Source organism: Stenotrophomonas sp. GbtcB23, assembly GCF_019091045.1.
Classification (GTDB): Bacteria; Pseudomonadota; Gammaproteobacteria; order Xanthomonadales; family Xanthomonadaceae; genus Stenotrophomonas; species Stenotrophomonas rhizophila_A.
The window spans coordinates 1-258 of sequence record NZ_JAGXKC010000479.1 but is presented as its reverse complement, the minus strand read 5'-3'; the positions used below and the strand labels follow the sequence as shown (position 1 = coordinate 258).

The window sequence follows — 258 nt, the reverse complement described above, 5'->3', positions numbered from 1 at the left end:
CGCTTCACCATGGACGAGGGCCTGTCGAAGGCCGTTCTCGAAGTCTTCGTCATGCTCTACAAGCAGGGCCTGATCTACAAGGACAAGCGCCTCGTCAACTGGGACCCGAAACTGCTGACGGCGATTTCCGACATGGAAGTCGAGCAGATCGAGCTCAAGGGCAATCTCTGGCACCTGCGTTATCCGCTGGAAGAGGGCGTCACCTATCAATATCCGATCGCCTTCGATGAGGCCGGGAAGCCGACCGAATTCGAAACG

1 protein-coding gene is annotated in these 258 nt (G+C 57.4%); it reads left to right on the top strand.

Going from position 1 to position 258, the window contains the following annotated elements; translation table 11 throughout:
* Window positions 1-258, top strand: a 258-nt coding sequence (locus KVS69_RS19830) for a class I tRNA ligase family protein (RefSeq protein ID WP_217539813.1), incomplete at both ends; no start/stop codon positions are given.